Origin of the sequence: Paenibacillus pasadenensis (assembly GCF_023715725.1) — a bacterium.
Classification (GTDB): domain Bacteria; phylum Bacillota; class Bacilli; order Paenibacillales; family Paenibacillaceae; genus Paenibacillus_O; species Paenibacillus_O pasadenensis_A.
The window spans coordinates 355,059-378,875 of sequence record NZ_JAMBOT010000002.1 but is presented as its reverse complement, the minus strand read 5'-3'; the positions used below and the strand labels follow the sequence as shown (position 1 = coordinate 378,875).

Here is a 23,817-nt window from a genome sequence, read left to right as displayed (position 1 = left end):
TCCTCTTCCGCATCATTTCGCTCCGCTCCGTTCATCCAAGGGTCGAACAGCTGATTCATGCTGGCTTGGCGAAGCCTCGCTCGGCGCTTCACCCCGGCCGGTCGCCAGTCTGCGGTATTCGAGCGGGAATAATCCTTCCATTTTTTTGAAATACTTGCTGAAATGATTGGAGTCGGTATAACCGACACGCTCGGAAATCTCGTAAATTTTCAGCGAAGGATTCATGAGCAGCTCTCTCGCTTTTTGCATGCGGATCTTCGTCAGGAAATCGACGATTTTTTCGCCGGTTTCTTTTTTGAACAAAACGCTCAAGTAATTTTCCGAAAAACCGACGCGCCGCGCCAAGTCCGACACTTTAATCGGCGTAGCGTATTCCCTCTGCATCATCTCAATTACAGCCTGCACTTCCTCGCGGTAAATCGGACGGGACGGACGGCGAATTAGAGAAACCGCTCCGGGGAGCCAGCCGAAAAACCAATCAGCGATTTCCTGCAGCGTCTCGGCATTGCGGATGACATCAAACGGAAAGCGCCCCTCGGCATCCTGCAGCAGATGAATATCCTTTCCGCTTCCATCCGGCGTCCGGCCCAGCCCATGCAGCAGCTGCAGCCACTGCTCCCTGACGAGAGAGCTTCCGAGAGCAGTCTGACCCTTCAGCGTTTCCTGCCATTCGGCAAATTCCTGCTTGAGCGGTTCCAGCTCTCCCGCTTCGATTCGCCTGATCCAATTGTCCACTGGCAGCAAGGACAGGCTGCTGTTTTTGTCTGATCCCGGGTAAAACACAAATTCTCCGCGTAAGAAAAAGCGCCTCGCCAGCGCCGCCTCCGCTTCAATAAAGCTTTGATGCAGCTCGTATTCTCCCTGATGTGAACAGGACACGCCAAAACTGATGCTAACCTGAGCAAACCGGATCACGGCCGAACGGATTTCATGCAGCAATTCATCGGAAATGGAGCTGCGGATGATCAGCAGCCTGCCGCTGTGCATGTCAACCAGCTCGCTGCTGCCGTATTTCCGCAATAATTCATTTATAATGTTAGCGACGGTATATAAAAGCAGCTGCTCGCTTTTAAACCGGTTCTGCTCCAGCACCCGTTCTCTTTGGTCGATGGAAACCGCTGCGACGCGATAACCCTCTTTCAAAAACTGCGGCAGCGGATGATCGCGAATTTGAGTATCAATTTCCGGCTTGGACGCTTGTTTGCCAAGCAAATTGCGAAGCAGCAGCTCTGTTGATTGCCTGCTCAGCCGTTCCAGCCGCACCGATTGCTTCTCATTTTCAAGCTGTTCCTCCAGCAGCGCCTCCCGAATTCCCCGGCACTTATCCAACAGCTCTTCCGGCGTCCAGGCCAGCTTAAGAATAAAGTCAACCGCTCCAAGGCGCAGCGCCTGCTGAACATATTCAAAGTCGTTATGGTTGGACAAAATGACACATTTGACCGACGGCCACTTGCTGCGGATTTGTTGAATTAGTCCCAGCCCGCCCATATTCGGCATGCGGATATCGGTTAGCACGATCTGGCAGGACTGCTTCTCCAGCAGCTCCAGCGCTTCCAGTCCGTCCGTGGCCTCGCCGATAATTTCAAATCCCGCTTCCTCCCACGGAATCAACGTTTTTAAAGATATCCGCACTAAAATCTCATCATCCACGATAAGAACTTTTGTGCTCATCTCATTCTTCCCTCCGCTCAGGAATAGTTGCCGTAATCAGCATGCCGCCCGTCTCCGGCGTAGAGACCTCCAGACCGTATTCGCTTCCAAAATGAAGCTTGATGCGGCGGTCGACATTGAGCAGGCCGAGGCCGCTGTACTTGGCATCGTCATGCTTCAGCTGGCTCTGAATACGCAGCATTTTATCCTCCGACACCCCTTGGCCGTTATCGCGGACCCGGATTTTCAAATCGTCCCGCTCACGCTCCGCTTCAATCCAAATGTGCAGCGGCAGCTTTGCCCCGTGAATAATGCAGTTTTCCACCAGAGGCTGCAGAGTGAACTTCAGCACGGTACAATCCAGCAGCTCCTCCGGCACGTGAATGGAAATATTAATATCATCGTGATAGCGGATTTTTTGCAGCTTCATGTACAGCTCCAAATATTGAAGCTCTTGGCGGAGCGTGACAAACACCGTATGCTGCTTCATCGAAAACTCCATCAGCTTGCCAAGGGCCGTAATCATGTCGCTTACATCGCGGTTCGTATTGGACAGCATCGCCATTAGCTTGATCGAATTCAGCGTATTAAATAAAAAATGCGGATTGATCTGTGCCTGAAGCGCCTGAAAATGAGACTCCTCCCGTTTTCGCTGCTCTTCGGAAACATGCCGGATCAGCTCGTCCAGCCGGGATACCATCCCGTTAAAGCTGCTCCCAAGCACAGCCGCTTCATCGTTGCCAATAACGGGAACCTTCTGTTTAAAATCTCCCTTGCCGACAAGCATAATTGACCGGATGAGCGTGTGCAGCGGCTTGGTGAACCGGATCAGCAGCAGCACAAAAACCGACAATCCTATCATATAAAACAGCACCAGAATAACAAGCGATTCGTTTTTGCTCCGGTTCATCTGCGCCCGGAATTCGTCTATGGGCAGCAGCGCCGCTACGGAAAGGCCTATCTGGGGGATTTGAGCGATATTAACCAAATATTCGTTTCCGTCCAGCTTCAGCCTTTTTACCGTCCGAGAATGCTGCTTCAGCTCGACCATCTGCTCCGGCGCCAGCTTAATCTCACGTTCTCCGCTCAGATGCGCCATATATTCGCCGCCATCCCAAACGAGCAATTCCGAAAATCCGGCAGTTGTCTGAGGCTGAACGTTAAAAAATTGCTGCATCGACATTCCGATTACGACGACTCCATAATTTTGAACGCTGCCAACGCCGTTCAGAACACGCGACACGACTAAAAAATCTTTATTAGGCGCGCCTTCGACATATCCCCATTCCGGCGGAATCCGGTACCCCCTTAACCAGTACGGATAGCCCTTTTTCTCAACGCCGATTTTGTACCAAGGCTCGCTGCGAATGTTTCCAACCGCTTCCAGGTGAAAATCGCTTAGCGTTGTCACCGCGTCCCCGTTCTCATCCACAATGCCGACAAAGGAATAATTATCTAGCATCACATCGCGCAAACTTAACATGCTCTTCTGAATTTGCAATATCGTCGACATATCCTGATTGTCAGCCGTATTCCAAAGCGCCGGTTTGTTCAAATAACTCGAATACAGCTGAGCGTCAAGCATGTACGTCATCTTAACCATTTTTTCCGCGTTCAGGTTCATGCCGCTGACAGCTTGATCCATCAGGGACTGATTGGCCCAATAAACCTCCTTCTCCAGCAGCTGTGAGGATTCAGCCGTGAACCGGTAAAACACAAGGATCGTTGGCAGCGCCACAACAACAATAAACGCTCCAAGCAGCTTGCTGCGAATGGAAATAAAACGTTTAAACGGTTCGTTCAACATTGTCCCCCCGGAGATTGCAGTCTAGTTAGGCCTGCCTGAAGGCTCTGCACAAAAAGGGCGATTCCCCGGATCGGGTTGATCCGGGGAATGCCCGTCAGCTTGATAAGGAAATCCGGCTAAATGATTAGGATATTGCCTGTTCCATGACGATATCGTCATATGAATTTGTTGCTTTATAGGTATACAAGCCCGATTTTCCCCATGAAAACGTGTTGTCAGTGACCGTACAGACCGTTACGAAGCCCGATCCGCTGTCCGCTTCCAGCGTCAGCTGATTTCCTTTTACCGTGGCGCGGAGCGTGTATTCCACAGCGGTGTTAAAGGTGAAGGCGGGGCCTTCCGCAAGCGTGCTCCATATTCCGGCTTGTTTTTTCCAGATTTTCCACGTTCCCGACGACTTGCTGTAGCCGAGCCTGTAAAAGTTGCTGGTGTCGACATAACGGGCTACAAGCGATACCGATCCGTCCGTTGCGATTGCAGACGCTTTCACTTTAGCTTGAATACTGGCGTCATTCCAAGGACGCTCAAACAGCGACATGGATTCGCCAGCTGCCGAAGCAGCGTTATACCGGGAAGTTCCATCCGTCACAACGCTCCAGGTGCCGACGGAGTTGGAGGATGGATTCCAGCCGTTTGCGTTGCCGTCGTTAAAGTTGTCGCGGATCAGGCTTGGCTTAATGACAATATCGTCATACAGATTGATACTATTGTAGGTAAGCAGCCCCGTCAAGCCGCTCGTGAAGGAAGAGTCTGTCCCGGACGCAACCGTGACGAACCCGCTTCCGCTGTTTACCTGCAGCAAGAGCTGATTGTCCTTTAGAACGGCACGTACGCCATATTCCGTATTAGCAGCAAAAGCAGTCGGAGCGCTCTCGGCGATTGTTGTCCAGGTGCCGGAAATTTTCTTCCAGATTTTCCATGTGCCGGACGTTTGACTATATCCGAACCGGTAAAAATTAGCGGAGTCTACGTAGCGTGCCACGATAGCTGCCGAGCCGTTAGAGGTCATATTCGTTGACTTAATTTTGGCTTCAATACTCGTGTTGGAATAAGTCGAGCCGAGCAGGGAAATCGTTTCATTGCCTGTCAGCGACGAGGCTTGGTATTTTTGCGTCCCGTCGTTCACAATGCTCCAGTTCGCTGCTGGTCCGCTTACAACGCTCCATCCCGAGGCGTTGCCGTCGTTGAAGTTATCGGTGAACAGCTCGGCATTAAGCGGCGTTGGTGTCGGCGTTGGTGTCGGCGTTGGCGTTGGCGTTGGAGGCGTCGGTGTCGGAAGCGGCGATGGCGTCGGCACCTCATGCGTAATTCCCGGTCCGTTATAGGCGCCGCGGTTCGGCGCAGCTGTCGCGGACACGCTGTTGCCCCAGTAGTCTCTTCCTCCGTTATTCGGGATAACAACACCGGAATTCAGCGCAGGAGAGCCTGCTTTCAGCAAGTATCCGTCCACCGTGTCTTTGCTGACAGCCGTCCCCGGATTGGCCAGCATCGGATTGCTGGTCAGTTTGTTCGGATCGGCCGGCTCGCTGGCCGTATTGTTGCCGTAAAAGACGTTGGAATCAAAAAGGTTGTTTGTGCTGGAGCCGAAGGAGTAGCCTTTCGTACCGTGATTAACAAAGATATTATTGTAATATTGCGTATTGTTCGCAAAACCGTTCCAGTTGCCATGCTCGATAATCGTCGGAGTCATATAAGGACCCAAGTGGGATCCGACATAGATTGTATTGTTATAAATTTTCGTATTTTGGACCGGGCCCATGACCTGGATGGAGCGCGTCATATCATTCTGGCTGATGTTGTAACGGGCAATGCCGTTTGTCGTTGTCTGGCCTTTGCTGCCGTCAACGCACACAAGCAGAAAGCCGCCAACGTTATCATGGCTGTAATTGTATTGGATAATCGTTCCATCCTGCGCGTAGTCAATATCGAAGCCTTGCCCGTCCGCCGTTTTTTGCGTGCCGAACGCTTCGTTGAACTGAATGATGTTGCGGTCTCCGTTCCATACCCAAATGCCCGCATGCGCTAAAAATTTATCGTTATAATTAGAATAGCTAACGACATTGTATTCAATGACGGCATCGTTGGAGTTCGTAATGAGAATGCCGTCGCCCCACGCCCGCTGCACCGTGTTGTTCCTGACAACGATATTGGACCATGGCTGGAACGGGCCGGCGGCGTCTGACACGCCGGGGCGCTTGCGCCAGCTGGAATAAGTTGCGATTCCGGAACGGGTAACATCAATGACTCTGTTCCCTTCGATAAGGACGTTGTCAAATTTGGTCGTCGTCCCGCTGCCCGTAACTTTAACAATAATGCCGCCGTCATATTTCCAGCTCGCATCTGCATCCACGTCGTGCACGTAGTTGTTGAGGATTTTAATGTCGCTGACGAGGCTGGAGTCAACTCCCTCGACGAGAATGCCGGACAGACCGGGCAATTTTGTCGGGCTTTCGTTCGTCACTTCCAGGTTCTGAATTACCATATGGGACTGGTTTTTCAGGTAAACGGCGCCGCCTTGAATGCCGTTGCCTTGAATGAGCGGCAAACCGCCTGTGCCGTATTTATCAATCGTGATCGGGCTGCCCGGAGCGCCGGAGCCTTTTGGGTACAACTGGCCTGTCCACGCGCTGCCGGACTTCAGCATTATTTTATCTCCTGCGGAGAACGTTGTGCTGTTGACCTTGTCCAGCGTCTTCCAAGGCGACGAGCTGCTGAGGCCGTCGTTGGTATCGGACCCGCTCACGGAATCTACGTAGTAAGAGTTTCCGGCCGCGTATGCGCGTTCCGGCTGAGTTCCAATTCCAATAAATAACGTACATACGAGTGAAACAATGAGGATTGGGCTGCACCATTTCATAGCCAATCTGTTCATCATGATGATTGCTCCTCGTTCATATTTTACTTTATTCCATCTCAAAATCATTAAAAGCGCCTGTCAATTCCACCTTTGCCTTATCCGCCTGTTCAGCAACCTCGGCATCAAATGCCTTCTCAACCATCATCGTTGCAATAGCACCGCCTACTTCTTCCAGCGGCTGATACCCGCCCTCCATTATTTCAGCAAGCTGAATAATCTGATAGCTGCCGGTTTCTTCCCAAACCCCGCTGATGTCCCCAGCCTTCATGTCCTGCAGCATCCTCAGCAGTCCTTCGTCGTTCATTCCGGGGTTCATGTTTTTGCGCGGATCCCAGATTTCCGATTCCGGCTTTCCAGACTCATGGACCTGCTTCGCGGCCACATCAAACGGTTTTCCGCCGAATATGTCTTGCGCAAGCAACTCCGCTTGTTTCAGCGCCGCCTCGGGTTCATCGCCCTTGTCGATAACGATTCTTTTGATGCTGTAGGAGTTGGGCCTATGAAACATCGCGTCTTTGTTCGCTTCATAATAGGCTTTCAATTCGGCTTCATCGGGGCTCCAGACCGGATCCGCGAGCAGCTTCCGAACAAGGCCCAATTTCAGGTTGGCGGTCAGGTAATCATAGTAATCGGCTTCAGAGTATTGCGTAGGGCCGTAGACAGGCTGGTTGTTTTCTAACGCTTTTTGTCTTCGCTCATTTTCCGACTCCAGCTTCTCTGGAAAGGATGCGTAATCGAACGACTCCTCCAGCTTCAGCTCCTGAGCCTGCTTCTGGATTAGTTTGGCCTCGACCAGCTGTTTCAGCGCCTCTTTTTTGATGTATTCCAAAGGCGATTCAGGAGCGCCATGTTTCTCCGTCCAGTAATTTTTGCCGAAGCTTGCGCCGTACTGCTCCGTATAATGCTGGATGACGCCGGAACGGAGCTTTTGCGTATAGAGCTCAAATTCCCCCTTTTCGACGGCTTCCCCGTTTACGGTGAAAACAGGCTGATCGGAGCCGCAGCCCGCACAGGCTGCGGACACAATGGCGAGCGGAAGCAGCAGGCGAAAAACAGGCCGCGAGAGCGGGCGCAAGAGCTGCGATAACCGTCCGTATAGACGGGAGCCTGGATGCACTTGCAAAACGTTCACCTCATCCTTGTCCGAATTTGCGTTAAACCTTCACATATCCCCCTTCCGTCAAAATGTAGCGCTTACAACTGTTCCAATCGAGAGTCTGCAGGCTGAAAGGCCTTTCTTGAGTAAGTGTAACCAATGTCATTTTTGAAAAGAATGTTTTATTCTGTTGATTTGCCGTGAATTTCTGCGATGATGGAAAATGCAAAAAAGGAGCCCGCAGGCTCCCTGTTGTGCTGTCCTTGTTATGTCGCAAATCATAGGCTCCGCTAGGAAATAACTTGCTCCATTACAATATCATCGTACGAATTTACCGCTTTATAGACATATAAGCCTGATTTTCCCGCTGCAAACGAACTGTCGGTTACGGAGCAAACCGTCACAAGGCCCGATCCGCTATCCGCCTCCAGCGTCAACTGATTTCCTTTCACACTGGCGCGGAGAGTGTACTCCGTATTGGTGTTAAACGTGAAGGCCGGACCTTCAGCCAGCGTGCTCCACATTCCCCACTGCTTTTTCCAAATCTTCCATGTGCCCGAAGTTTTGCTGTAGCCGAAACGATAAAAATTGCTGGTATCGACATAACGGGCTACGAGCGACACCGAGCCGTCGCCGGCGATTGAAGACGCTTTGACCTTGGCTTGAATACTGGCGTCATCCCATGGACGCTCGAACAGCGACATCGATTCGCCAGCCGCCGAAGCGATGTTATAACGGGAGGTGCCGTCCGTTACGATGCTCCAGGCGCCAACGGAATTGGAGGAAGGACTCCATCCGTTAGCATTGCCGTCGTTGAAGTTGTCGCTAATCAGGCTGGGCTTGATCACAATGTCATCGTACAGATTTGTGCTTCTGTAGGCCAGCAGTCCCGTCAACCCGCTGGAGAAGGCGGAGTCTGTACCGGACGCTACGGTAACATAGCCGCTAAAGCTATTCACTTGCAGCAAGAGCTGGTTATCCTTCAAAACAGCCTTTACGCCATACTCCGTATTAACGGCAAAAGTAAAAGGCGCGCTCTCGGCGATCGTTGTCCATGAGCCGGATTGTTTTTTCCAAATTTTCCATGTTCCCGTTGTTTTACTGAAGCCGAAGCGATAGTAGTTGGCGGAGTCAACATAACGGGCTATGAGCGAAACGGAGCCGGTTGACGTCATATTTGTTGATTTGACCTTTGCCTCGATGCTCGAATTGGAATAAGCCGGGCTGAGCAGCGAAATCGTTTCGTCACCTGTCAGCGAGGAGCCCTGATATTTCGGCGTGCCGTCGTTCACCATACTCCAGTTGGACGTCGTGCCGCTCACTACGTTCCAGCCGTTGGCATCGCCATCGTTGAAGGTATCGCTAAACAGCTCTGCGCTGAGCGGCGTTGGCGTCGGCGTTGCCGAAGGCGTTGGCGTCGGGCTGGGGGTCGGCGTCGGCGATGGAGGTGTTGGCGTCGGAAGCGGCGAAGGCGTCGGCACCTCGTGCGTGATGCCCGGTCCGTTATAAGCGCCGCGGTTCGGAGCAGCCGTCGCGGATACGCTGTTGCCCCAATAATCATGCCCGCCGTTATTCGGTACAACGAAACCGGAACCAATTGCAGGAGAGCCTGCCTTAAGCAAGTACCCGTCCACCGTATTTTTGCTGACGGCCGTTCCCGGATTGGCCAGCATCGGATCGCTGGTCAGCTTGTTCGGATCGGCTGGCTCGCTAGCCGGATTGTTGCCGTAGAACACGTTGGAGTCAAAAACGTTGTTCGTGCTGGAACCCAAGTAATACCCTTTTGGACCATGATTAACAAAGATGTTGTTGTAATACTGCGTATTGTTCGCAAATCCGCCCCAGTTGCCATGCTCAATAATGGTCGGGCTCATATAGGGGCCAAGATGCGAGCCGACATAGATCGTATTGTTATAAATTTTTGCCCCTTCCACAGGGCCCGAAACCTGGATGGAGCGTGTCATATCGTTCTGGCTGATGTTGTAACGGGCGATGCCGTTTGTCGTTGTATTGGCGCCAATGCTGCCGTTGGAGCAGACAAGCAGGAAGCCGCCGACGTTATCATGGCTGTAATTGTATTGAATAATCGTTCCGTCCTGCGCGTAGTCAATGTCGAAGCCTTGCCCGTCACGCGTGTTTTGCGTAGCGAACGCTTCGTTGAATTGAATGATGTTGCGGTCTCCGTTCCACACCCATATGCCTGCTATAGCGATATAAAGATTGGTGTAATTCGCGTAGCCAACCGTGTTGTACTCAATGATAGAGTCGTTGGCGTTTGTGATGAGAATGCCGTCGCCAACCGTTTTATGAACCGTATTATTGCGGACGACTACATTGGACCATGGCAAGAAATCTCCGGCGCCATTTGTAACTCCCGGGCGCTTGCGCCAAGTGGAATACGTCGCAATTCCGGAGCGTCCAACCTCCGTGACCCGGTTCCCCTCGATCAGAACGTTGTCAAACTTGGTCGGAGTTGCACTTCCCAAAACCTGGACAATAATGCCGCCGTAATAATTCCAGTTATGGTCGGAGTCCACGTCGTGCACGTAGTTGTTGAGGATTTTAATGTCGCTGACGAGGCCGGAGTCAACCCCCTCGACGAGAATGCCGGACAGGCCAGGCGCTCTCGACGCGATATCGTTGGTGACTTCCAGGTTCTGAATCACCATATGAGATTGGTTTTTCAGGTAAACAGCGCCGCCTACAATGCCGTTGCCTTGAATGAGCGGCAGGTTGCCGGTGCCGTATTTGTCAATCGTAATGGGGCTGCCCGCTGCGCCGGAGCCTTTCGGATACAGCTGGCCTGTCCAAACGCTGCCGGACTTCAGCAAAATGTTATCTCCCGGGGAGAACGTCGTTCCGTTCACCTTGTCCAGCGTTTTCCAAGGCGACGAGCTGCTCAGGCCGTCATTGCTGTCGGAGCCGCTGACTGAATCCACATAATAGGAGCTGCCTGCAGCATAAACGCGTTCCGGCTGTACTCCAATCCCGATGAACATTGTGCAAATCAGTGAAAAGACCAGAATCGAACTGCACCATTTTTTAGCCGTACTATCCATGATTATTGCTCCTCCTTCAATTTTGCGCTGCTTTGTGTCCGAATTTGCACGTAAGGCTCCGTTGCCCCCTTCCTGAAATATAGCGCTTACAAAACTGTGCCGGCCGGCAATCCACTTTGGAAATGACTGCCACCTGTAGTGTAATCAATGGAATTTTTGAAAAGAATGTCCTATTCTGTTTGTTTTCCGTGAATTTCTATGGTGAAATAAAAAAAGGAGCCCGCAGGCTCCCTAGCGTCCGACTTTTTTGGAAATTCGCAGCAGCTCGTCGAGCAAACTGCGGAGTTTTACATACATGTCCTCCCACTGCTCCAGCGGCAGCGGATTTACTCCTCTTCCAGCCTCTATCGTAAAACCGGGACGGATTACACTCCACCACTTGAGAAAGAAAAAACACTTAAAACAAAAAAACCGCTCTATACGCGGTTTCTATGCATATATGTTCTTGTCCTCTGACAGTTGTCCAATGACACAGATCACTGCTAACAGGATCACGAACCGAAATATTAATGAATCCAAGAATTCGGATTCACGCTTATGTAGATTGGTAATTTGTGATAGTTTAAGACGATTTTACAAGAGTCAAGTAGAATGCATTAGTCGGCTTGGGTGAGCATTTTTGCCAGCGGCGAGGGAAACTTCGGCAGTACGCGTTTACCGTCGAGCCAGCCGCTAAGCCGTGCGGCTTCGAATTCGAGCGCGTTAAGCCCTTCTGAGCCGATATCCTCAAGCAGTTGAAGGATGACTTCGCCTTTGTCACTTTGGACCCAGCCCCCCACGATCCTGCCATCCCACCAAGCCGTGGGTCCTGCGTTGCCACTAGTGTCGAACAAGTGCTCTTTGTAAGGGCCGAGATACCAGTCGCGTTCAGCCCACCCCATTGTCGTCGGATCCAGCGGCGGCAGGAGCGCAGCCCACGGTTCGACAGGGTCGACCGATTCCACGTCATCAGGAAGGATATAGCCGATCTGGCCGTCGAGATCGACCTCAACCGCGTGGAGGCCGACAAGCGCCTTACGCACCGCGGTGATTGTCGATCCGAGCCACCATTTGATGTCGGTCACGGTACCGGGTCCGAAAGTTCGCAGCCACAGTTCGACCAGCCTCGCTTCACCCTCGGCTTCGTTGCAAGGTTCGATGTCCTCACCCGCCCAGGAGCTCATCGTGGCCCAACGGTGTCGGGATGTGCTCCATGAGCCATCGTTTGATGCGCGCACAATTTGTCCTGCTGCGGACAGAGTGGTTAAAACTCTTGGACCGACCGCGACTTTCCCTCCCCAGGATTTCCCTTCTCCTTGAGTTATGGATCCGGTGAGAAGCGGTATCTTCTCGCGCAATTCGGACAGAGTCGCCTCGCGCCCGTCCGCGAGCAGCGCAAGCGTCTGATCGCCTGCCTCGCGGAGCCAGCGTTCGCCATCCTGATGGAGGCCGGCCTGTCCCACCTCGCGTACCAAACGGCGCCGCTCGGCAATGGCGACGCGGTTGCTCGCCCCAGCCTGGGCAAAGCGAAGCAACTCACGAGGGAAGACAAACAGGGTTCGTCGCATCGCCAAGTGCTTGATGAGGGAGCGTTCAACGTAGAGAGCACGATCCATGTCATCCACGGTCATCCCATCGACACGCGCCCAGGAAGAGAGATACACGGTTGGCTGGTCTGTCCCGTGGAGACACACCATGCTCCTCGCTGCGTCAACAACTTTCGTCGCCCGAAAGCCAGGCGCTATACGGTGGCGACGGGCCAATCGCGCTCGACGCTCGGGAGCTCCGATGCGACGGATGGACAGAGTACCCATTGCTTTTATACCTCCTCTGCTTAAATAACGGTCAAATGACGGCAATCAAACCACCCGCAATGCTGATTACTGAAAGCGTTAAAAAGACCTTGCCTGTTATGATTCTCTTCGGAACGATTGTATGTTGTAGTCTATGGGTTCACAGAAGTGTTTTTAGACGTTTCCGAAAAACGTCCGCACTTCTTCTGCATACCGCTGCGGCTGCTCCATCGCGTAGAAATGGCCTCCTACCGGACATTCGCTCCAATGCACGATCGCATGATCTTTCTCGGCAAGAGCCCGCACTGACATATCTTGGGAGAGTGAAACCAGTACGCCGGTCGGCACCGTACCCTTTTCCTTCGGCAGCCACGCGGACTCATCATGCGCTGACTCGTAGTACACCTGCGCCGCCGATCCTGCCGTGCCGGTAAACCAATACAGACTGACATTGGTCAGCAGGCGGTCGAGATGGATGATCTCCTCAGGCAGCGTTTCAGCGGGAGAGGTCCACTTCATGAAAATCTCCATGATCCACGCAAGCTGCCCCACCGGCGAATCCCCCAAGCCAAATGCGAGCGTGTGCGGGCTCTTGGACTGGATCTGCAGGTAGCCGTCGTTGAACGTCTCCATACGCGCCAAGCGAGCTTGCTCTTCCTCGGACAATGCATCCAGCTCTCCTTCTTCGCCAGAAGGGAAGGTGAACATCGCATTCAGATGAATGCCGATGATCCGCTCCGGCGCTAGCCGCCCCATCTCGGAGGCCACAAATGCGCCGGTATCGCCGCCCTGCACGCCGTACCGCTCGTAACCGAGACGATCCATGAGCTGTACCATCGCCTCGGCCATCCGGCCGGGCGTCCAACCGCTCTCGGCCAGCGGAGCAGAGAATCCAAAGCCGGGCAGCGACGGGATGACGAGGTGAAATGCCTGCGCCCCCTCCCGGCCATGCGCCTGCGGGTTCGTCAGCTCGTCGATGGTGTCCAGGAACTCCACGAACGATCCCGGCCAACCGTGCAACAGCAGGAGCGGCGTCGCTTCCGCCTCGAGTGATTGGACATGGATAAAATGAATCTGTTGCCCGTCGATAACGGTCGTATATTGCGGCAGCTTGTTAAGCGCCTCCTCCTGCGCCCGCCAATCGTATCGATGCTGCCAATAATCGGCAAGGTCACGGATATAGGATTGGGGCGCTCCGCGTTCCCATCCGGTCTCCGGCAGCTCTGTCCAACGGGTGCGGACCAGCCGCGTTTTAAGATCCTGCAATGCTTCCTCGGATACCTGAATTTGAAAAGGCTGTATCAGCGGGTTGATGTTTGTCATCGTTCATTCTCCTTTGTATTTGTATTTATCATCCAAGCAGACACCGGCTTGTCAGTGAGTGCTCCGCTTGCAGCAGCTGTGACGGCGTGCCTTCAAACACCACGCTCACGCCTCTACTTCCGCCCTCGGGACCAATGTCGATGATCCAGTCGGTACTGCTGACGACGTTTTACGGATCATCTGAGTTTTATTGTACACCCCTAATCCTGACAACATGGTTGTCAGGATTACCAGGACCGCAGTCCAAGTTCTTCACAAAGCTCCATGAGCTGATGGATGCCAGTTAGCTGATTTCGATTGCGTTCACGGATCTGAGTGACGATTTCCCAGTGTAATCAATTGAATGAAATTTCTGAAAATAATGTCCTATTCTGTTTGTGTTTCGTGAATTTCTATGGTGAAACTAAAAAAAGGAGCCCGCAGGCTCCTTACCGTCCAACTCCTTTGGCGATCCGCAACAGCTCATCGAGCAGGCTGCGCAGCTTGACGTACATATCCTCCCACTGCTCAAGCGGCAGCGGATTGACGCCTCGCCCCGCCTCTATCGTGAACCCGGGACGGCGGAACTTTTGAATAAACCAATCCTTGTAACCGGCATCGCTGTCGGTAAGCGCAATCGGCGCATAACCGCTGACCGCACCGAGCCGTTCCACTATCGCTCTCGACTCCGGCGGCTCCAGCCCCCGATAGTTCCAATAGATTTCCTCTCCTTGCGTGTGCAGCGCAGCTACCATATCGAACGACTCCCGTTCACTGAGCAAAACGACCGCTCTGGATTCCGGTTCGCTGAGCGGGCTCTCGCCGGGATAATCGCGCGGCCCCGGTCCGTCCGTGCCCCGCCGGCTTCGCTCCTCTTCCCAATTGGCGGGAAATTGGTCGTTCAGGTCTACACCGCGGATATTGGCTTTCCATGCGCTGAAATCCTCGCTGCCCCCATTCCATTCCAGCAGCTGGCGGCGATAGGGATGCTCCGGCGGAGCGCCTTTCAGCGACAGCTCGACCCCGTCGGGATTAACCATTGGCATGAGCCAGATCGTCAGCTCCTCCATCCCGCTTGAACCGGCAGCTTGCCGCTCCAGCAGTTCTTCCGTATACATCATGAGCAGCAGACTCGTAATCCACTCGCAGCCGTGCACGGACGCATTCAAATGCACATATGCCGCGCCGCTGCCAATACGCAGCGACTCCAGCCTTTTGCCCATAACGCTTGTTCCCGCAGGCTGTCTGTGCAGGAAAGGATAGCGAAGCTGCAATGCAGCCAGATCCGCAGCCAGTTCGGCCGGACCATAGCGGCATGGCTGAACAATGTTGCCCAATCGTTCACGGTTCACGTATTGCCGCCTCCCTTGTCTGTCCTCACTCATCTATATGCCGGGACGAGCGGGTCTATCCCGGTGCTTTGTCACAAGCAGCGGCAGCGCGGCGCAGCAGCAAAAAATAGAGCCAGTCGAGCCTGAAAAAAGGCTGGCGACTGGCTCTATTGCAGCAACATGCTGCTAGAATAATTCTGAGTCGGTTATTAGGCCATGGTGTTAATGATTGCCGATCTGAGGAATTTGCCACACGACCGGAGTCAGCTCAATCTGTTTGCCGAGCCATTGCTGCGCAATGCTTTTGAACAGAGCCGGGTCGCCGCTGCAGAAGAAGCGGTGCACAGGAAGCTCCGCCTGCGAAGCAAGCTTGCCCGTTTCCTGCAAAATCGTGCTCATCTCGCGGGCCGTCTCGTTGTCCGAGCTGATGAGCTGCACACCGGGACCTACCGCACGACCGATTGATTCGGACAGAAACGGATAATGGGTGCAGCCGAGAATAAGCGTATCCAGCGGAATTTCCTTCAGCGGAGTGAGCGAATCCTCAACAATATGGAACGTTTCCGGTGAATGAAAGTTCCCCTGTTCCACAAGCGGCACGAATAGCGGACAGGCTAAGCTCGCGACATGAATATTCGGATTGAGCCGCTTGAGCGCTTGTTCATAGGCGCGGCTGCGCACCGTACCGACGGTGCCGATAATGCCGACCACGCCGGATTTTGTGCTGTTAATCGCAGCGCGAGCGCCGGGGTTAATCACTCCGATGACCGGCACGTCAACGACGCTGCGAATTTCCTCCAATGCTACCGCAGTTGCTGTATTACAAGCAATAATAATCATTTTAGGGTTATATTGCATCAGATAGGTGACAATCTCTCGCGTGAACCGAACCACTTCCTCGGCCGGCCGAGGTCCATAGGGCGTTCGTGCGGTATCTCCAAAGTAGATGACCTTCTCGCGGGGAAGCTGCCGCATGACTTCACGGACAACCGTAAGTCCCCCTACTCCGGAATCTAGGATGGCTATCGGTCTTTGCACGTACACACCGCTTTCCTTGTACAAAATTGATGTCGGTTAAAACTATGACAGCATATGAATAGCTTCTGCCAAACGTACCTACATCTTAGCGGATTCCGCGTATCGCTTCAAGCCGGGCTCACTCTGGACGGTGGAGCGGCAGGACGGCAGTCATTACCGTTACGGCTCCTTCTTCACTGGCCGCACTGATGCTGCCTCCGTGCATTTGCATAATTTTACGGCTGATAGAGAGACCAAGTCCGCTGCCTCCGCCCTTTCGCGTGCGCGACGGGTCGACTTTGTAAAACCGGTCGAAAATAAAGGGCAGGCTGTCCGCCGGAATGCCGGCTCCTGAATTCTCCACCTCCACTACCGCATCACTGCCGCGGCTGCGCAGCTTGATGCTGATTGCGCCGCCCTCCGGCGTGAACTTAACGGCGTTATGCAGCAGATTCGTCCACACCTGACGCAGCAGATCGTCGTCCGCCTCCACCTCCAGCGGCTCCGCATCCATACCGATCTCCTGATTTTTCGCGCTCCAAAGTGGCTCCAGAGAAAGCATAGCCTGCTGCAGCTGCCTGTCCAGCCTGAACGTCCTCGGATGAAACGGATGATGCTCGGAATCCAGCGAAGCCAGCCTCAGCATGTTATCGGACAGACGCGAGAGGCGAATGCTCTCCTGCTCGATAATATCGAGATAACGTTTTCTCTGGTCCGGCGGCAGGCTGTCATCCTTTAATGCTTGAGCGAACCCGCTAATAGACGTCAGCGGCGACTGGATTTCATGCGAGACGTTGGAGATAAACTCCTGCCGCATGATCTCCATTCGTCCCAAATCGGCCGCCATATCGTTGATACCCCGCACCAGATGATTGAAATGGTTACGGTCGTCCCATGGCTCCGGCAGCTTGATCTCTACTTGAAAGTCTCCGCTTGCAATTTGCCGCAGCGCATCAAGAATGGACTGGAACAGATCGAAATTACGTTTGTTCAAAACACGGGCCATGAGGCCGACTGTTAAGCCGAAAATCAAAAAGCCTAACGCGGCGCCTGCCAGATGCTCCACCAGCGGCGAAGGTTTCCAGCCGCTCGTCTGCATGACGTAATACGCGCCGATCCAGCAGAGCGCAAGCCAGCTGATGATGCCTATTACCGCAAACACACCACGGATTTTGGCGCGGGTTCTCTCCTTATGCCGCCTCACTTCTTTTCCTCCAGCCGGTATCCGAGCCCGCGAATCGTGCGGATTTCTACGTGCTGCGCTTCCTCCAATCGACTGCGCAGCCTTTTGATATGGACATCGAGTGTACGCTCGTCTCCTTCGTAATCATATCCCCAAACCTGCTCCACCAATTGCTCCCGGGGCAGCGTTTTGCCTGGATAGCTAGCCAGTAGAAACAACAGCTCGAATTCTTTGCGGGGCAAAATAAGCTCCCTGCTGCCGATGCGGCATTGAAACGTTTGGCGGTCCAGAAACAAATCACCGACGGCAGCCTGCTGGGATGCCGAAATCCGGCTGCGCTTAAGCAGCGCCTTGACGCGGGCGACGAGCTCCAGCGGATCAAACGGCTTCACGACATAGTCGTCCGTGCCAAGCTCAAAGCCCCTTACCTTATGCGGCGTTTCGCCTTTCGCGGTCAGCATCAGCAGCGGCAGCTCGCTGTAATCCTCACGCAGCAGGCGGCATAACTCCCAGCCGTCCATGCCCGGCATCATAATATCCATAATGACCAGATCGGCGGGGTCCGACTCGTACAGCTGCAGCGCTTCCCGTCCGCCAGCGGCTTCCGATGTTGTAAAGCCTTCTCTTCGCATAAAATGAGCGACCAGCTCCCGAATATGGCTGTCGTCGTCCACAACGAGGATGTGCGGCACGCCGATCCCCTCCTTTTAAACGTTTGTAGTGATGTGCTGTGAATTAAGCACAATTTTATCATAATCATACCCGAGCAATATGAACCGAATATGTCCTGGGAGCAGAGCATTCTAGCGCTGTCCATATGTAGAGATTGATGCCGAGCACGTTGGGCGGCTCACCTGCCAAACTCCTCGATTAAGCGTTTAATGGAAGTATCGCCGAAAAGATATCCAAATAAAAAGGCCCCATCAAGGGCCGTCATTCATCTAGCCGTATAGGGCGTATCTGTTCAATCATACACAACTTCCGTACCTGCAATAAAATCGTGAATATCTTCATGAACCCCAATCATAATTGCGCTGACAATAAGTGCAATACCCAATGTAAATCCTTAGATCAGACCAGCGACCACATTTCGCAGCAGCATCGTCCCCAGGCCTGGCGGCATCCCGTCTCTAACTTTTACAATCCGACAGCTGCAGATCCGTTGCCAGGGTTCTTTATTTTCAAACAGTCAATCCTCTCTGTTGAATTTTAAATGCACCTTCGGTCAACCGAAGAAGAGATCCACAATGTTGGAACCGGCCGACGATTGTTTGTTATAAAATTCGGAGTATCCGCAATCAGCGCAATACACAACGACAAATTGATTATTTTGAATATCGAACATTTTGGAAAGACCGGTCCCGGTCATTGCGACTTCTTTGGTCCTAGCGTCCCTACTTCCGCATTTAACGCATCCCTTTTCTTCCATCCAAGTCCACTCCCTCATCTTAAGTTTGCTTATATACGTTTCCATTACTTGGAAAGTTTCTGAGTTCAAGAAAATAAATTCTGGACTTTCGCTATTGAACAAGCGACGATCTGAATTCGGCTGAAATTCCTCTGGTTCAAGTACTTTCCCTATCACCTGATCCACAGATAACGGGCCAAAGGTAAAAGTTGTTCATTTCATAAAAAACCTCTAAATTACCCCCTGTTTTTCTATTGTTTCTATTTCATTTTTTGTTTTAGAGTCAGTTAATGCCTCGTCATTTGAGCAACCCACTATAATCAGTAATGTCATTAAAGTTGTAAAAACAATTAAATAATTCTTCATTTAATTCCTCCCTACAAAATTGATTTTAATATTCTTAAATGACAGCTGCTTGTTACTACGATAATCAACCGAAATCGCCAAAAAGGCCGCTTCTCAGCGGCCTTTCCACTCTAGCTCTAATTTAGTTGTACTTCGGCAGCCAATCGCCATGCGCTTCAATCAGGTCGTCGCACAGCGAGACAATGTCATCGATTGACAGCTCGGCAGCCGTATGCGGGTCCAGCATCGCGGCGTGGTAGATATGCTCTTTGCGGCGAGTAACCGCCGCTTCCAGCGTCAGCAGCTGCGTATTGATGTTCGTACGGTTCAGCGCAGCCAGCTGCGGCGGCAAATTGCCGATGTGAACTGGCTGGATGCCGCTGCGGTCGACGAGACACGGAACCTCGACGCATGCCTCGCGCGGCAGGTTGGAGATCAAACCTCCGGTGTTCATGACGTTACCGCCAATTTTGTACGGAATGTTGGTTTCGATTGCTTCCATGATGTATGAAGCGTATTCTTCGGTACGCTTATGGCTGATTTCAGCCTTGCTGAGCAAGTCGTCGCGCACCTTGTTCCATCTGTCGATCTGGTCCACGCAGCGGCGCGGATACTCATCCAGCGGAATATTGAAGCGCTCGATGAGCTCCGGGTAGTTGCGCTTGATGAAATACGGATGATATTCGGCATTATGCTCCGACGATTCCGTCACATATGCTCCGAATTTCAGCATCAGCTCAAGGCGAACCATATCCCAATGTTTTTCCTTTTGCTTTTCGGCAGCAAGGCGTTTGATTTCCGGGTACAGGTCGACTCCGTCGCGCGTCACCTCAAGCAGCCATGCCATATGGTTGATGCCGGCAATCTTGGATTTGACGCCCGATTTGTCGATTCCAAGGTTATCGAACAAATTGGACACGCAGTGCTGAACGCTGTGGCAGAGGCCGACCGTGTTCACACCGGCATAAGTATTCATATAGTTAGTCAAAACGGCCATCGGGTTGGTGTAGTTCATGAACAGCGCGTCCGGACATACCTCGCGGATGTCCTGCGCAAAACCTTCCAGCACCGGAATCGTACGCAGATTGCGGAAAATGCCGCCGATGCCGATCGTGTCGGCAATCGTTTGTCGCAGGCCGTATTTTTTCGGAATTTCAAAGTCCGTCACCGTACAAGGCTCGTACCCGCCTACCTGAATCGCATTGATAATATATTTTGCTCCGCGCAGAGCTTCTTTGCGGTCCTCATACACTTTAATCGTGCATGTGCTGCCGCTCGTACGCTTGATTGCATTAAGCAGCTGCTCCGATTCCCTGACCCGTTTATGGTCAATGTCAAACAATGCAATCTCAAACGACTGAAGCGCCGAAGTCAGCAGGACGTCACCCAGCACGTTACGCGCGAATACGGTGCTTCCTGCGCCTAAAAAAGTAATTTTGCTCATCTTGCATCCTCCTATATAACCCGGATTAATGTCTTTTTTGGCATAAACGGAGAAAACGCTGCCAATCCGCTTCGCTGCCGTAACATCGGGAATTAATACTTAAACTATACGAGGTTTTCGGCTTATAGCGCTATGGAAGTTTGGAGCTAATGGATGGACATTTGTCGTTTCTTATTCTATCCTGAATGAAGCAACGCCCGCCGGGAGGAGGATTCAATCGGATGGATACGGAGACACAACACAACGATTTGCCGGATCATTACGTTTATAAGGTAAGCGGCAACCGTGAGCCGGCCGAGGCTAGCGAGCTTACGGTGTTGTTCTGCGGAGAAGGAAGCCCGGTGAAGCTGCAGCGCACCGGTCCGGGCATTCACGATTACGTTCTGGTGCATACGATCATCAGCGGCAAAGGCGTGTTCCGTTGGAAAGGCAGCGAGTATGAGCTCGCATCCGGCGATACGTTTGTCATTTTTGAGGATGACTTGTTTGAGTATGAAGCAGACGGAGATGATCCGTGGACTTATAAATGGGTAGCTTTTCGCGGTTACGCCTCCGGCCAGCTCTTGAGAGAGGTTGGACTTACTCCTGAGCATCCCGTCATTACCGGGGCATCCGGATTCGGAGCTCTCGTGCTGTACGACCGGCTGCAGGCCGTGCTGGCCGGCAGCGGCAGCGCCGCCGTGACCGACTTGGAGGCAAGCGGCTGGCTCAGACTGCTGCTTGGCGAATTCGCCCGCCTGCAGCCCCACCGGACAAGGCCTGCCCCCCACTCCTCCGCAGCGGCAAAACGGCAAGTGGATCAAGCGGCCCGCTGGCTGCAGACGCATTATGCGGAGCAGGTGTCCATTCAGGAGCTAGCACGTTCGCTCGGCTACCACCGGACCCATTTGTCCAAGCTGTTCCGGCTATATACCGGGCTGTCGCCGATGCAATATTTGCAGCAGCTCCGTCTGAAAAAATCCGCCGATCTGCTGAAAACCGATTTGACGATTGAGCAGGTCGCCGGATCAAGCGGCTTCGCCGACCCGCTTTATTTTTCAAGACAATTCAAGAACAGCTTCGGCCTGTCTCCCTCGGCTTACCGCCAGAAATGGTTTGGAGGCGGAGATTTGCAGAAAGAGGACTAGCCCAACGTCAAAAGGCGTCAACCCTTCCAACAGGGTTGACGCCTTTTGTGATGAAGAGCAGAGCCTTTTCGCTTAGCTTATTAAACCTGCTGGATTTTAATCAGGTTGGTTGCGCCGGATTTGCCGCTTGGCACGCCGGAAGAGATAACGACGTAGTCGCCCTCATGCAGCAGGCCGGTTTTGCCGCCGTCTACAATGGCAGACTGCAGCAGCTCGTCCGTAGAGCGGGCGCGCTCGCCTTGAACCGGAATGACTCCACGAAGCAAACAAAGCTTCGCAATCGTTTTTGGATCCGGAGTAATGGCAATGATCGGAGCTTTTGGACGGTATTTGGACACCATGCGCGCCGTGAAGCCGGATTCCGTAGGCGTCAGAATCGCTTTTGCGTCCAGATCCAGCGAAGAGCTAACCGCAGCTTGGCTGATGACTTCGGTCGTCGTCGTTGCATGCAGCGTCTGGCGGGTGCGGAATTGCAGGCGGTAATCAGCCAGCGATTCCGTTTTAGTGGCGATCGTCGCCATGCGGCGCACCGACTCAACCGGATATTTGCCCGCAGCCGTCTCGCCGGACAGCATGATGCAGTCCGTGCCTTGGATAACGGCGTTGGCAACGTCGCTAACCTCAGCGCGCGTTGGACGAGGATTAACCTGCATCGACTCCAGCATATGCGTCGCGACGATGACAGGCTTGCCAGCCAGGTTGCATTTGTGAATCATCTGCTCCTGCAGCGCAGGCACGTCTTCTACCGGAATTTCTACGCCAAGGTCGCCGCGGGCAACCATGATGCCGTCGGAAGCCTCGATAATAGCATCGAGGTTTTCTACGCCCTCATCGTTCTCGATTTTGGAAATAATCTGGATATGGCCGGCGCCGTTCTCCTCCAAAATCTGGCGAATCTCAATAATATCCTCTGCTTTGCGTACAAACGAAGCTGCAATAATATCTACCTGCTCACGGATGCCGAAATGAATGTGTTTCACATCGCGCTCCGTTACGCCTGGCAGTCGGGTGCGCACACCCGGCAGGTTCACGCCTTTGCGCGGTTTCAGCACGCCGCCGCTAATAATACGGCAGCGAATTTCGGTACCGCCGGATTCAATGACTTCCAGCTCAATCAAGCCGTCGTCGATCAAAATCGTGCTGCCTGCGGATACGTCCTCCGGCAATCCGGCGTAGTTCACGGAAATTCGGGAAGCGTCTCCTTCCAGCTCAATCGTTGTCAGTGTCAGTTCTTCACCTGGAACAAGCAAAACAGACGCCTCGCGCAGCTTGCCGATCCGGACTTCCGGGCCTTTAATGTCCATCAGCACCGGCACAACAACGCCAGCCTTTGCCGATGCCTCGCGCACAGCGCGGATGCGCGCCGAATGGTCTTCCAGCTCACCGTGAGCCATATTGATACGGGCAACGTTCATGCCCTCTTCCATCATTTGAATCAGGACGGACAGCGCTTCGCATGCAGGTCCCATAGTACAGACAATTTTTGTTTTACGAATGGTCACAAATATAGCCTCCTTCACATACTGCCTCTATTGTACCTCTGCAGTCGTCAGGATTCGACATGCTATAGTATAATAAAAAACCTATAGTACAATTTTGAGCAGCGGCAGAGGGGATACGTTCATGAACTGGTCGACCATCCATTTGCAAGGCAGTCATTCATCACGGCACGGATCTGCTCCTGAATCCCTCCAGCGGGGAAATCAAGGAACGCTCCTGCTTATGACCTATGGCGGCATTCAGCTGCGCTTGCCCGGTCAACCGGCCTCCATGCCGCTCCGCCGGGGAGAAATGGCTTATGTACCGCCAGGTTTTCAACCTGCACTTGTTCAACCAGACGGGAAAGTATATGAGTTGTATGCCATTTCCTTCAAGACGGAATCGCCAGAGATTCGTATGCTTGAGCTGCCGGAGTTAAGCTGCCATTCGCTCAAAACGATCCGTTATGATTGGGCGCTGCTTCGTTACCGGACTTTGGCGGAGGAAGAAAAGGAGAAACAGACGGGCTTTCGGATTCGCGGATGGGGAATCCTGCTCGAGCTGCTCGCTTTGTGGAGCAGGGAGCGAACAGCCGGCGCTGCCGCACCGGCCGCAGCACGCCACCTGGAGCGGATGAAAACCTACATTCAAGACCGGTACCGGGAAAAGGTGACGAAGGAGGACCTGGGCCGCTGCATCGGCCGGACGCCCAATTACGCCGCCACCCTTTTCCGGCGGGGCACCGGCCAGACTATCAGCGGCTACGTCCATGATCAGAGGATGAAAACAGCCGTATATATGCTGTCGGAATCGCTATTGACCATAGAAGAAATAGCCGATTATCTCGGCTATGGGGAGGTTTCTTATTTTCAGCGCATTTTCAAGCGCTCATACGGAATGCCGCCTTCTCATTATGCAGGGCGGCACGAATAATCCGTAT

Annotated in this window: 17 protein-coding genes; 2 read left to right on the top strand and 15 right to left on the bottom strand. The window is 53.0% G+C overall.

Going from position 1 to position 23,817, the window contains the following annotated elements; genetic code table 11:
• Positions 1 to 12: 12 nt before the first annotated feature.
• From M3223_RS07015 to M3223_RS06945, 14 genes are all read right to left on the bottom strand, one after another.
• Positions 13 to 1,671 (bottom strand): response regulator, encoded by a 1,659-nt coding sequence (locus M3223_RS07015; protein ID WP_251560425.1) that lies wholly within the window; start codon positions 1,669 to 1,671, stop codon positions 13 to 15.
• 1 nt (position 1,672) lies between these two features.
• Positions 1,673 to 3,454 carry a sensor histidine kinase gene (locus tag M3223_RS07010; RefSeq protein WP_251560424.1) on the bottom strand — a complete coding sequence of 594 codons (1,782 nt, stop codon included), beginning with the start codon at positions 3,452 to 3,454 and terminating at the stop codon, positions 1,673 to 1,675.
• A gap of 127 nt (positions 3,455 to 3,581) precedes the next feature.
• The gene (locus M3223_RS07005) at positions 3,582 to 6,332 is read right to left on the bottom strand and encodes a right-handed parallel beta-helix repeat-containing protein (protein ID WP_251560421.1); all 2,751 of its coding nucleotides are present in this window, start codon (positions 6,330 to 6,332) and stop codon (positions 3,582 to 3,584) included.
• Between the two features lie 28 nt (positions 6,333 to 6,360).
• Positions 6,361 to 7,431 carry a peptidylprolyl isomerase gene (locus M3223_RS07000; protein WP_251561001.1) on the bottom strand — a complete coding sequence of 357 codons (1,071 nt, stop codon included), beginning with the start codon at positions 7,429 to 7,431 and terminating at the stop codon, positions 6,361 to 6,363.
• Between the two features lie 269 nt (positions 7,432 to 7,700).
• Positions 7,701 to 10,469: a right-handed parallel beta-helix repeat-containing protein gene (locus tag M3223_RS06995; RefSeq protein WP_251560419.1), complete on the bottom strand. Its 2,769-nt coding sequence runs from the start codon at positions 10,467 to 10,469 to the stop codon at positions 7,701 to 7,703.
• A 596-nt stretch (positions 10,470 to 11,065) separates the two neighbouring features.
• Positions 11,066 to 12,145 carry a winged helix DNA-binding domain-containing protein gene (locus M3223_RS06990; protein ID WP_251561000.1) on the bottom strand — a complete coding sequence of 360 codons (1,080 nt, stop codon included), beginning with the start codon at positions 12,143 to 12,145 and terminating at the stop codon, positions 11,066 to 11,068.
• Positions 12,146 to 12,415: 270 nt separating this feature from the next.
• The gene (locus tag M3223_RS06985) at positions 12,416 to 13,564 is read right to left on the bottom strand and encodes an epoxide hydrolase family protein (protein WP_251560417.1); all 1,149 of its coding nucleotides are present in this window, start codon (positions 13,562 to 13,564) and stop codon (positions 12,416 to 12,418) included.
• A gap of 428 nt (positions 13,565 to 13,992) precedes the next feature.
• Positions 13,993 to 14,895: a M14 family metallopeptidase gene (locus M3223_RS06975; RefSeq protein WP_251560415.1), complete on the bottom strand. Its 903-nt coding sequence runs from the start codon at positions 14,893 to 14,895 to the stop codon at positions 13,993 to 13,995.
• Between the two features lie 201 nt (positions 14,896 to 15,096).
• A complete protein-coding gene (gene racE / locus M3223_RS06970) occupies positions 15,097 to 15,912 on the bottom strand; it encodes a glutamate racemase (protein ID WP_353057673.1) in 816 nt (271 codons plus the stop codon).
• A gap of 118 nt (positions 15,913 to 16,030) precedes the next feature.
• On the bottom strand, positions 16,031 to 17,095 hold the full coding sequence (locus M3223_RS06965) for a sensor histidine kinase (protein ID WP_251560411.1): 1,065 nt from the start codon (positions 17,093 to 17,095) through the stop codon (positions 16,031 to 16,033).
• Positions 17,092 to 17,766: a response regulator transcription factor gene (locus tag M3223_RS06960; protein ID WP_353057672.1), complete on the bottom strand. Its 675-nt coding sequence runs from the start codon at positions 17,764 to 17,766 to the stop codon at positions 17,092 to 17,094. Before M3223_RS06960 ends, M3223_RS06965 begins: the two co-directional genes overlap by 4 nt.
• A gap of 533 nt (positions 17,767 to 18,299) precedes the next feature.
• Positions 18,300 to 18,503 carry a zinc ribbon domain-containing protein gene (locus M3223_RS06950; protein WP_251560409.1) on the bottom strand — a complete coding sequence of 68 codons (204 nt, stop codon included), beginning with the start codon at positions 18,501 to 18,503 and terminating at the stop codon, positions 18,300 to 18,302.
• Positions 18,504 to 18,713: 210 nt separating this feature from the next.
• Positions 18,714 to 18,848, bottom strand: coding sequence for a hypothetical protein (locus M3223_RS24215; RefSeq protein ID WP_285891162.1), 135 nt, complete (start codon positions 18,846 to 18,848; stop codon positions 18,714 to 18,716).
• A gap of 121 nt (positions 18,849 to 18,969) precedes the next feature.
• Positions 18,970 to 20,271: an alpha-glucosidase/alpha-galactosidase gene (locus M3223_RS06945; RefSeq protein ID WP_251560407.1), complete on the bottom strand. Its 1,302-nt coding sequence runs from the start codon at positions 20,269 to 20,271 to the stop codon at positions 18,970 to 18,972.
• Positions 20,272 to 20,492: 221 nt separating this feature from the next.
• On the opposite strand from M3223_RS06945, the gene M3223_RS06940 reads away from it, so the two are divergent.
• Positions 20,493 to 21,398 (top strand): AraC family transcriptional regulator, encoded by a 906-nt coding sequence (locus tag M3223_RS06940; RefSeq protein WP_251560405.1) that lies wholly within the window; start codon positions 20,493 to 20,495, stop codon positions 21,396 to 21,398.
• An 80-nt stretch (positions 21,399 to 21,478) separates the two neighbouring features.
• On the opposite strand, the gene pyk is transcribed toward M3223_RS06940, so the two are convergent.
• Positions 21,479 to 22,894 (bottom strand): pyruvate kinase, encoded by a 1,416-nt coding sequence (pyk, locus tag M3223_RS06935; RefSeq protein ID WP_251560998.1) that lies wholly within the window; start codon positions 22,892 to 22,894, stop codon positions 21,479 to 21,481.
• A gap of 127 nt (positions 22,895 to 23,021) precedes the next feature.
• Between pyk and M3223_RS06930 the strand changes: the two genes are divergently transcribed.
• On the top strand, positions 23,022 to 23,810 hold the full coding sequence (locus tag M3223_RS06930) for a helix-turn-helix transcriptional regulator (RefSeq protein WP_251560403.1): 789 nt from the start codon (positions 23,022 to 23,024) through the stop codon (positions 23,808 to 23,810).
• Positions 23,811 to 23,817: the final 7 nt, after the last annotated feature.